The following is a 9,412-nucleotide window of genomic DNA, read 5'->3' as shown; positions in this document are numbered from 1 at the left end:
CTGATCGGGAGCAAGGCGCGGGCGGGCTGCTGCCTCCAGGGCGCCGGTGGGCCGGGGGGGCCGTCTCGAACGGCAGCTCCGCTGTGGGACGTCACGCCGTCCTGAGCGGTTCGGTGGCAATGCGGACGGGCCCGGCACCTGTGGAGGTGCCGGGCCCGTCCGACTGTGGAGCGCCAGGCCCGGGTTGCACGGACTCTTCCTACTGAAAGTAGGACGTGCTCTGGTAGCACCGCTGACGCCTGACGAGAGATCATCTCCCTCGCGACGAGAAGAAGACTAGCAGCTCAGCGGCTGTGCTTCGAACCGAGGAGGCGGTCGAGGGGATCGGGGGGACAGCGGCACCGCCCCGCAGGGCGGTTCCTGTACCCCGCCGGTGGGGCGTTTCTGATCGGGAGCAAGGCGCGGGCGGGCTGCTGCCTCCAGGGCGCCGGTGGGCCTGGGGGGCCGTCTCGAACGGCAGCTCCGCTGTGGGACGTCACGCCGTCCTGAGCGGTTCGGTGGCAATGCGGACGGGCCCGGCACCTGTGGAGGTGCCGGGCCCGTCCGACTGTGGAGCGCCAGGCCCGGGTTGCACGGACTCTTCCTACTGAAAGTAGGACGTGCTCTGGTAGCACCGCTGACGCCTGACGAGAGATCATCTCCCTCGCGACGAGGAAAAGACTAGCAGCTCAGCGGCTGTGCTTCGAACCGAGGAGGCAGCCAACGGCCTCGGGGGCGACACCGCCGTCACCTACGCGTCCGACAGCGCGGGCCTCCCGGGACCGGGTTCTGCGCTCCGTCGGCCGGGCGTTCCTGATCGGGAGCAAGGCGCGGGCGGGCTGCTGCCTCCAGGGCGCCGGTGGGCCTGGGGGGCCGTCTCGAACGGCAGCTCCGCTGTGGGACGTCACGCCGTCCTGAGCGGTTCGGTGGCAATGCGGACGGGCCCGGCACCTGTGGAGGTGCCGGGCCCGTCCGACTGTGGAGCGCCAGGCCCGGGTTGCACGGACTCTTCCTACTGAAAGTAGGACGTGCTCTGGTAGCACCGCTGACGCCTGACGAGAGATCATCTCCCTCGCGACGAGAAGAAGACTAGCAGCTCAGCGACCGTGCTCCGAATCGAGAGCAGCTGGGGCAGGAGGAGCGGGCGGCCGGTGCTGTCGGCGAAGTGCAGGGTGCCGCATTGAAGCACCGGCCGACGGAGCGCCGGCCGGTGCGGGGAGAGGAGTTAGAGGTCGAACTCCCCGTTGCGGATGGCGGAGACGAGGTCGCGCCATTCGGTGGGGGTGAGTTGGGCGACGGCGTCGGGCAGCAGGCTGCTGCGCACATAGACGGCATCAGAAGTGACGGCTACTTCGGGGCAGTTGCTTGCGTTGGAGCATGCATTGGGCCGAATCCAGGAGCGGTTCTCCATCGCTTATATCTCCTTCTTGATCTTCGCGATCAGATCGCGGGAGTCCTCGACCGAGAGCGACCGCTCAGTCATCTGCTCAATGACTGAGCGGTACTCCTCCAAGTGCTCAGCCAGGTGGAGGAAGATCGGCCCCTCCATGGAGTCGTAACTGACGGTGTCGAGTCGGGCTACGGGCCCCTTGGCATAGTTGATGGCCTGCCCAGGTCCCTTGAAGCCTCCCGCCGCAAAGCTGATCACTCGAAGCGTGACGTGTGGCAGCTGGGACAACTCCAGCATCCAGTCCAGCTGTTCCCGTGCCACATCACGGCCGCCGAACTGCATGCGGAGCGCCGCCTCGTGGACGAGCGCTGTGTAGGGATGTGTGCCTTTTGCCATCAGCATCTCGGAGCGCCGCATTCGCTGCTCGACGCGTGTTTCTACTGCACGCGGAGACAGCTGGACTTGATTGTCCTGGAAGATTGCTCGGCTGTACCGCTCCGATTGCATGGGGCCGGGCGGATGGCAGATCTGGTAGGAGTACATGCCCATCGCGTGGTGCTCGAATTCGCAGATGTCGAGAAAGCCCTGCGGTACGAAGCCCCGGTATTCGTCCCACCAGCCCTTGCGTCGGTCCTCGGCCATGTCTGCGAGGGCTTCGATGAACGCGGTATCGGTCTCGCCGAAGGATTCGGCGAGTGTCCGGACTCGCTCGGCCGTGATGGGGTAGTGGCCCTTCTCAACCTGAGTGATCTTCGTGCGATCCAGGCCGAAGACGGCGGCCGCCTGCGCGGTCGTCTGGCCGGCGCTGTCCCGCATCTTCCGCAGCTCGATGCCCAACCGTTCCTGCCGGGCTGTTGGGGTGGTCCGTGGTGGCATGGCCCAAGCATCTATGCCGACCCGTCAACAGTCCAGCGACCATTGGTGGACCACGTTTCCGGATCTGGTGGCACATGTGAGTAGTGATTCCCTACAGTCGGTAACACGTCAGTCACCGAGCGGATCGTCAGCACTCCTTCTTCCTGCGGGAGATCCCTGTGCACAACCTCAACTTCCCGTCTCTCACTCCCTCCCGGGACACGCTCCAGGAAGCCCTGATCCTTGTCAGCTGGCCCCCGTCCCGCATCGCCGACGCCCAGCTCTGCCTGGTCGAGCTCATCGTCAACGCCTGGCGACACGGCGACACCCCCTCCCCGGGTGTCGTCATCCTCTTCCGCGACAACACCCTTCGCGTCGGGGTCGCCGACCGCTCCTCCGCCCTCCCTGAACCCCGCTCGCTCGACCCCCTCTCCGAGTCGGGCCGGGGTCTCCATCTCGTCGCCGGTCTCACCCACCGCTGGGGCGTCAGCCCCCAGAAGCTCGGCAGGATCGTCTGGTTCGAGCTGGACGGTGTCGCGTGAGCGCCCGCCATCCCATCCACCCCGCCGATCCGGCCCTCCTCCACCTCACCGGACCGCAGCTCACCGAACTGATCGTCGAACTCCGAAGCGAGAGCCGGGAGTTCGGCCTCCTCTGGCCGTCCGCCCATCCCGGCGAGGTCAACCTCAGCGGCCGTCGGCTCGTCAATCTCGGCAACATCCCCGCGAGCACCCTCATCAACCTCCTCGCGCTCCTCCGCGAGTACAAGCGCAACCGCGACGGCGGCGGCCACCGGTGCTCGGGCCTCTGATCCTCGACCTGCTCGCCGCCGCCTTCGACGTTCCCTGCGAAACCCGGTCCTCCCGTCCTTGGCGGAAGCCGGATGCCCCGGCCCCTCTCCGGGAGTCTCCACTCCAACGTGCCGACCGCAGCACCAACTCGCAGCTGTACGTAGCAAGTCGAGCTGATCGACCTGCTGCGTACACGCCTACTCGCCATCGCCTCAAGTCAAGATCCCTAAACGCCCTACGGTTGAAGTGGCGGGACGCCGCCCCTGTTCCACAAGGGACTTGACGTTCGATCACCATGCTTGGAAGAGTCGGTGATCGCGCGAACTCCAGTTCTAAGAAGCCGAGTTCACAGCTCTCCATCGAAACGGGGTAGGTTTCTCATGCTCACCAAGAAGATCGCCACCGCAGCGGTCGCCGTGGCCGCCGCAGGCGTCCTCGCCACCGCTACGTCCGCGTCCGCGGCCACCACCCTCTACAACACGGCGACGACGACGGTTGGTGGCGGCCTGTCGCACAAGTGCACGTCGCGCACCCTTGCCCTGGCCGCCGGTTCCTACGGCTGGGGCTTCTACAGCGCGACCCCGTACGTGAGCAGCACGGTCAAGCTCGCCGCGGGCAACTACACCTGGACCGACTGCCTGACGGAGAGCGTGGACTACTACTACCTGGACTCGTCACTCCAGCTCAACGGCAGCTCCTCCGCTCCGGCGACGCTGCACACGTCGCGCTGGATCGCTGGGGGCTCCTACACCTACGGCAGCTTCCTCAAGCCGAACTTCTAGAGCCGTCGGGCTCCTTGTTCGCCGAGGCCCCGACCGCCATCCGGTCGGGGCCTCGCCGCGACCTCCGTCCTGGGCAGGTCGAGGAGTCGACCTCGCCGAGGCGACCGGGGTGGCCAAGGGGAGGGGCCTCTGCCACTCCTCCGGGTGGACGGGACGGGAGGCGACCCGTCCGGTGCACCGGATGGAGGAGCGCACGGTCGAGCTGTTCGCCGCCCGCATCAAGCAGGGCCGGCGGGACGGCGACGTCGACCGGGGCGTTGACGCCAGGGAGCAGCGGGAATCCGCTCAGCGCCTCGTCTCGTACCTGGTCAGGACCACGCCGCCGGGAAACGTCCGCGTCTCCACCAGGTTCAGGTTCACCCGGCTGTCCAGCGCGGTGAAGAACGGCGTGCCCCCGCCCACCAGAACCGGATGGGTGGCGATCACGTACTCGTCGATCAGCCCGGCGCGCATGGCCGCCCCGGCAAGCGTCGCGCCGCCGATGTTCATCGGGCCGCCGTCCTCGGCCTTGAGCCGGGTGATCTCGGCGATCGCGTCGCCGGTGACCAGGCGGGTGTTCCAGTCGACCGTGTCGATCGTCGAGGAGAACACCACCTTCGGCGTGTCCCGCCAGTTCCGCGCGAACTCGATCTCCGCCGGGGTGGCGTCGGGGTGCTGGTCGGCGGACGGCCAGTAGGAGCTCATCGTCTCCCAGAGCTTGCGTCCGTACAGCGACAGGCCGCTCGCCTGCTCGTGGCCGAGCCACCACCGGAACAGCTCGTGGCTCGGCGGCCCGCTCCAGTCGATGGCGTCGCCGGCCGCGGCGATGTAGCCGTCCAGGGTCAGGTTCATGCCGTAACTCAGTTTCCGCATGGCCCAGCCTCCCGTCCGCGGGTGTCCGGCGTACAGATCGGCATGGTGCGGGAAGCCCATCGGTGCGCGATCCGGGGTCGCCGGTAGTCCTCGTGCTCGGGGCTCAGCGTGGTGCACTCGGCGGACACGGGCAAGTCGGCTGGTCCCGGCCGCACCCTCGCGACCAGGCGGTGAGACGGACCGCCCGACCCGCGGTCGTGCGCAGGAAGTCGGCCGGCCCGACGGCAGCGAGGTCCGGCGCCGGGGACCGCGCGAGGCGATCGTCTCCCGGATCGACAGCATGCCTCGATCGTGATCGAGACCCCCGAGGACGCCGTGAACGCCTTCGCGCGCCGCTGACCACTCGAAAGCGGTTGCCGGCGCGGCCGGGCGCTCGTGATGATCGTGCGATGAGCATCATCATCAGACGGGTACGGACCGGGGAATGGGAGCAGGTCAAGGAGATCCGCCTCGCCGCGCTGCAGGACCCGATCGCGCACCTCGCCTTCCTGGACACCTACGAGAACGCCGCCGCCAGGCCCGACGAGTTCTGGCAGGAGCGTACCGCCGGGGCCGCCGAGGGCGAGTCCGTGTGGCAGGCGGTCGCCGAAGCCGCCGACGGGCGCTGGCTCGGCACCACGACCGTGCTGGTCGAGCAGCCCGGCGGGGACGGCGCCCTCGCCGGCGACGTCGTCACCGTCCCGCAGGCCCACGTGGTCGGTGTCTACGTCCGCCCCGAGGCGCGCGGCACCGGCCTCGCGCACGACCTGATCAGGGCCGCCCAGGAGTGGGCCTGGTCGCTCACCGAGCCCCGGCTCCAGCGTGTCCGGTTGTACGTCCACGAGGACAACGCCCGCGCCGAGGCGATGTACGTGCGGGCCGGCTTCAAGCACTCCGGCGTGTCCGTACCGGTGCCGGGCGACGAGACGCGCCGGGAGATCGAGCTCGCGGTCGAGCGGGACTGACGCGGACCGCTACCGCGCGGCGTCCTCGACGCGCGGTTCCGCCGTCACGGCGAGGGCGCCCGGGAGTTCGGCGCAGGTCGCTCGGAGGCGGCGGGTGAGGTCCTCGCGGGTGTGCCCGGCGGGCTGGGCCACCCAGGCGGCGAGGGCCTGGTGGAATGCGGAGACCAGCATGTCCAGCGCGAGCCGGATGCGCAGGGCGGCGACACCCTCCTCGGCCGTGCCCTCCCCGGCCGCGCCCCTCTTGACGGGTTCCTTCTCGACGGCGTCCTTCCGGGCGGGGTCCAGGGCGAACCGCCGCGCGGTGACGGCCGCCGCCTCCTCGCTGACGCGGTTGCAGAAGGCCAGCCCGTGGGCGTCCATCGACGGTGTGTCGGCGGCCAGTCTCCGGCTCGCCAGGACGCGTTGGGCCCATATCTCCCGCGGCATCAGGGCGATCGCCTCGACCAGCACCTCCTCGTACAGCGAGACCAGCGGGCGGCCCTGCGGCGGGTGGTCCTCCAACACCTCCAGGAACGCCGTCCAGAGGTCCTGGGTGGGGGCGGCCGCGACGTCCTCCTTGCTGCTGAACGCGCGGAAGAACGTCCGCTTGGAGACCTCGACCGCCTCGCACAACTGGTCCAGCGTCACCCGGTCGAAGCCGCGCTCGCCGAACAGTTCCAGCGCGGTGTCGATCAGCGCCTGACGGGTGCGCAGCTTCTTGCGCTCGCGCAGCGGGAGCACCGGGTTCTCGGGGGTCATCGCGGCAGTGTATCCGGGCAGCGATTGCCATCTGTAGGCTTATGCCACTCAGTGGCAGAATTCACGGGAGGATCCTCCATGCGTGCACTTCTGGTCGACCGCTCGGCCCCCGGCCGCCTGTGCCTCGGCACCGCTCCCGACCCCGAACCGGCGCCGAACCAGGCGCTGGTCCGGGTCGCCGCGACCTCGCTCAACTACGGCGAGATCGCCTTCGGTCTCGACTCGGCCCCCGACGGCGCGGTCTTCGGCTGGGACGCCGCCGGCGTCGTGGAGCGTGCCGCCGCCGACGGCTCCGGCCCCCCGGTGGGGACGCCGGTGGTCACCCTGACGCCCGCCGGCGCCTGGGCCGAACTGCTTGCCGTCGACACCGAGTTGATCGGCGTCGCACCGGCCGGGGCCGACCCGGCGGCGCTCGCCACCGTTCCGGTCGCCGGTGCCACCGCCCTGCGCGCCCTGCACCGCGTCGGTCCGCTGCTCGGCCGCACCGTGCTGGTGACGGCGGCCACCGGCGGCGTCGGCCGGTACGCCGTCCAACTCGCGCGCGCCGCAGGGGCGTACGTGATCGCGTCCACCGGCGCTCCGGAGCGGAACGGCGGGATGCTGGAGCGGCTGGGCGCCCACGAGGTGGTCGGTGCGCCGGGGCAGGCCTCGCGCCCGGTCGACGGCGTGGTCGAGCTGGTCGGCGGGCCCCAACTGGTGGAGGCCTACGGCACCTTGGGGGAGGGTGGCACGCTGGTCGCTGCCGGGCACATCGCGGGCAAGGGGGAGGAGTTCCCGTTCGGCGCGCTGTTCGGCGACCAGCAGCGGCACGACCGCAGCCTGGTGACCTTCTTCCTGCTCGGCTGCACCGGACTCGGCCGGGACCTCGGCTGGCTCGCCCACCGCGTCGCGGCAGGGGAGTTGGACCCGGGCGTCACCTGGCGCGGCAGCTGGGGCGGCGCGGCGCAGGCCGTCGAGGCCCTGCGTGCCGGGCGGCTCCACGGCAAGGCGGTGCTGACCTTCGACACCTGAGCCTGGGCTCCGCCGCCCCCGGCGCGGGGTCCGTCGTGCAGTACGGGCCCCGGCCGGGCGGGCGGGCGGCGGACTACCGGAAGGCCTCCGCGTGCTCCCGAACCCACGAGCGGAAGCTGCGGGCCGGGCGGCCGAGCACCTGTTCCACGGTGTCCGTCACCCGCTCCGGCTCACGGGTGAACGACTCCCAGGCGCGCAGCCGGGACCGGACGAACGCCGCGTTCCCCCAGGCCGCCGTCAGCTGTTCGCGGGCCGTCTCCGGCGCCAGCTCCTCCCAGCGCACCTCGGTGCCGAGCTCCTCGCCGATGATCCGCGCCAGGTCGGCGTGGGCGATCGACTCGGGTCCGGTGACCAGGTACTTGGCGCCGTCGTGCCCGTCCTCGGTGAGCGCCCGGACGGCTACGTCCGCGATGTCGCGCTCGTGGATCAGCGAGCGGCGCGCCTGCCCGTACGGCCAGCGGACGACGCCCGCGCGGACCTGGTCGGCCCAGCCGAGCACGTTCCCCGCGAAGTCGATCGCCCGGACGAAGGTCCAGGCCGAACCGGACCTGCGGATCAGCCGCTCGATCTCCTGGTGGAAGATCACGGGCGGTTCGTCGTCGGCGAGGTCCGGCACGTCGGTCGAGAGGTAGACGACCCGCTCGGCGTGCTCGGCGATCAGCTCCACCACGCGCGGCCGCACCGGGATCCCGGGCCACATCAGGTAGACGGCCTCCACTCCGCCGCTCAGGCCGGCCGCCAGGCTCTCGGGCGCCGCCAGATCGCCCTCGACGGCCTCCGCCCCCACGGGCAGCGCGGCCCTGGCGGCGTTCCGCACCAACGCCCGTACCTCGTGGCCCCCTTCGGCCAACGAGGCCACCACGTGCCTGCCCACACTGCCGTTCGCGCCGATCACCAGAATCTTGGTCATGCCGACCCAACGCCGCCCCGGCCCGGCGTATGCCCGTTACCAGCCCCCTCGGCCGGCCCGTTGCCCACGACGTCGGACCGGCCGGGGCGCTTCGGCGGCTCAGCCGCCCACCCGCACCACGTACTTGCCGGTCGCCCGCCCCGCCTGCATCCCGTCGTGCGCCGCCGGTACGGCCTCCAGACCCGGCAGTTCGGTGAGCGGGATGCCGAGGCCGCCGTCGGCCAGCAGGTCGAGGGTGGTGCGGATGGCGCGGGCGAGGCGCTCGGGGGCGGTGGCGGCGAAGGCGCGGTGGCTGAAGCCGGTGACGGAGAGGTTGCCGCCCATCAGGCGGCCGAGCGGCGGCAGGGTGTCGACCTCGCCCCCGCCCGCGTTGCCGAACAGGACGATCCGGGCGCCGGGCGCGGCGACCGCCAGGTCGAGCTCCAGCGCGGCGGTGCCCAGCGGGTCGAGCACCAGGTCGATGCCCCGGCCGTCGGTGACGGTGCGGACGGCGTCGGCGAGCTTCTTGTCGCGGGCGAAGGCGTGGTGGTAGCCGAGGTCGACGGCGGCCGCGGACTTCTCCGGGCGGCCGACCGTGCCGATCAGCGTGCCCCCGCCACCGAGCAGCGGGACGAGCTGGGCGACCGCGCTGCCGATGCCGCCGCCGGCCGAGTGGACCAGGACGTTGTCCCCGGCGGTCAGCCGGCCCGCGTCGGTGAGCAGCAGGACGGCGGTGGCGAGGCCGAGTGGAGCGGCCGCGGCGACGCCGAGCTCCAGCCCGTCCGGGACGGGCAGGGTCAGTACGGCGTCGGCGACCACGACCTCGGCCAGTCCGCCGCCCACCGGCGCGGCGACCACCCGGTCGCCCACCGCCAGCCCGGTGACGCCCTCGCCGAGCTCCCGGACCGTACCGGACACCTCCTTGCCGGGCAGGTACGGCCACTCGGCGGTGTAGCCGGCGTCGCCCCGACGGGCCATCACGTCCACGAAGTTCAGTCCGGCCCAGGCGACGTCGATCGCCACCTGGCCCGGGCCGGGGCGCGGTGCCCCGCTCTGCCGGATCTCGGAGTTCTCGGCTCCACCGGGTGCGGTCATCACCAGTGCGCGCATGTCGGGCCCCCTCGACTACGATGTTCGACGAAAGGCGAAACTGCTGTGGCACAGTGGTACCAGCCAGCTTC

The 9,412-nt window shown here is 71.0% G+C and carries 11 protein-coding genes; 5 read left to right on the top strand and 6 right to left on the bottom strand.

The window, feature by feature from the left end; genetic code table 11:
* Window positions 1-1,204: 1,204 nt before the first annotated feature.
* Window positions 1,205-1,390, bottom strand: coding sequence for a DUF397 domain-containing protein (locus ACFV1W_RS22025; RefSeq protein ID WP_380418895.1), 186 nt, complete (start codon window positions 1,388-1,390; stop codon window positions 1,205-1,207).
* 3 nt (window positions 1,391-1,393) lie between these two features.
* A complete protein-coding gene (locus tag ACFV1W_RS22020) occupies window positions 1,394-2,206 on the bottom strand; it encodes a DUF5753 domain-containing protein (RefSeq protein ID WP_380418894.1) in 813 nt (270 codons plus the stop codon).
* A 197-nt stretch (window positions 2,207-2,403) separates the two neighbouring features.
* Between ACFV1W_RS22020 and ACFV1W_RS22015 the strand changes: the two genes are divergently transcribed.
* From ACFV1W_RS22015 to ACFV1W_RS22005, 3 genes are all read left to right on the top strand, one after another.
* On the top strand, window positions 2,404-2,766 hold the full coding sequence (locus ACFV1W_RS22015) for an ATP-binding protein (protein WP_380418893.1): 363 nt from the start codon (window positions 2,404-2,406) through the stop codon (window positions 2,764-2,766).
* Entirely contained in the window at window positions 2,763-3,035 is a 273-nt protein-coding gene (locus ACFV1W_RS22010) for a hypothetical protein (protein WP_380418892.1), read from the top strand. The genes ACFV1W_RS22015 and ACFV1W_RS22010 overlap by 4 nt, the downstream gene beginning before the upstream one ends.
* Before the next feature lie 360 nt (window positions 3,036-3,395).
* A complete protein-coding gene (locus tag ACFV1W_RS22005) occupies window positions 3,396-3,797 on the top strand; it encodes a hypothetical protein (RefSeq protein WP_380418891.1) in 402 nt (133 codons plus the stop codon).
* A gap of 285 nt (window positions 3,798-4,082) precedes the next feature.
* On the opposite strand, the gene ACFV1W_RS22000 is transcribed toward ACFV1W_RS22005, so the two are convergent.
* Window positions 4,083-4,649 carry a dihydrofolate reductase family protein gene (locus ACFV1W_RS22000; protein ID WP_380418890.1) on the bottom strand — a complete coding sequence of 189 codons (567 nt, stop codon included), beginning with the start codon at window positions 4,647-4,649 and terminating at the stop codon, window positions 4,083-4,085.
* A 389-nt stretch (window positions 4,650-5,038) separates the two neighbouring features.
* Between ACFV1W_RS22000 and ACFV1W_RS21995 the strand changes: the two genes are divergently transcribed.
* A complete protein-coding gene (locus tag ACFV1W_RS21995) occupies window positions 5,039-5,593 on the top strand; it encodes a GNAT family N-acetyltransferase (protein WP_380418889.1) in 555 nt (184 codons plus the stop codon).
* Between the two features lie 9 nt (window positions 5,594-5,602).
* Here the strand turns inward: ACFV1W_RS21995 and ACFV1W_RS21990 are convergent, their stop codons facing one another.
* Window positions 5,603-6,331 (bottom strand): TetR/AcrR family transcriptional regulator, encoded by a 729-nt coding sequence (locus ACFV1W_RS21990; protein WP_380418888.1) that lies wholly within the window; start codon window positions 6,329-6,331, stop codon window positions 5,603-5,605.
* A gap of 78 nt (window positions 6,332-6,409) precedes the next feature.
* On the opposite strand from ACFV1W_RS21990, the gene ACFV1W_RS21985 reads away from it, so the two are divergent.
* Complete coding sequence (locus ACFV1W_RS21985) at window positions 6,410-7,342, top strand: zinc-binding dehydrogenase (protein ID WP_380418887.1); 933 nt, start codon at window positions 6,410-6,412, stop codon at window positions 7,340-7,342.
* Window positions 7,343-7,415: 73 nt separating this feature from the next.
* Here the strand turns inward: ACFV1W_RS21985 and ACFV1W_RS21980 are convergent, their stop codons facing one another.
* On the bottom strand, window positions 7,416-8,252 hold the full coding sequence (locus ACFV1W_RS21980) for an NAD(P)H-binding protein (protein ID WP_380418886.1): 837 nt from the start codon (window positions 8,250-8,252) through the stop codon (window positions 7,416-7,418).
* Window positions 8,253-8,351: 99 nt separating this feature from the next.
* Entirely contained in the window at window positions 8,352-9,341 is a 990-nt protein-coding gene (locus ACFV1W_RS21975; protein ID WP_380418885.1) for a zinc-binding alcohol dehydrogenase family protein, read from the bottom strand.
* Window positions 9,342-9,412 lie beyond the last annotated feature (71 nt).

Origin of the sequence: Kitasatospora sp. NPDC059648 (assembly GCF_042734825.1) — a bacterium.
Taxonomy (GTDB): domain Bacteria; phylum Actinomycetota; class Actinomycetes; order Streptomycetales; family Streptomycetaceae; genus Kitasatospora.
The sequence above is the reverse complement of the archived record's forward strand: the minus strand, read 5'-3'. Positions and strand labels throughout refer to the sequence as shown.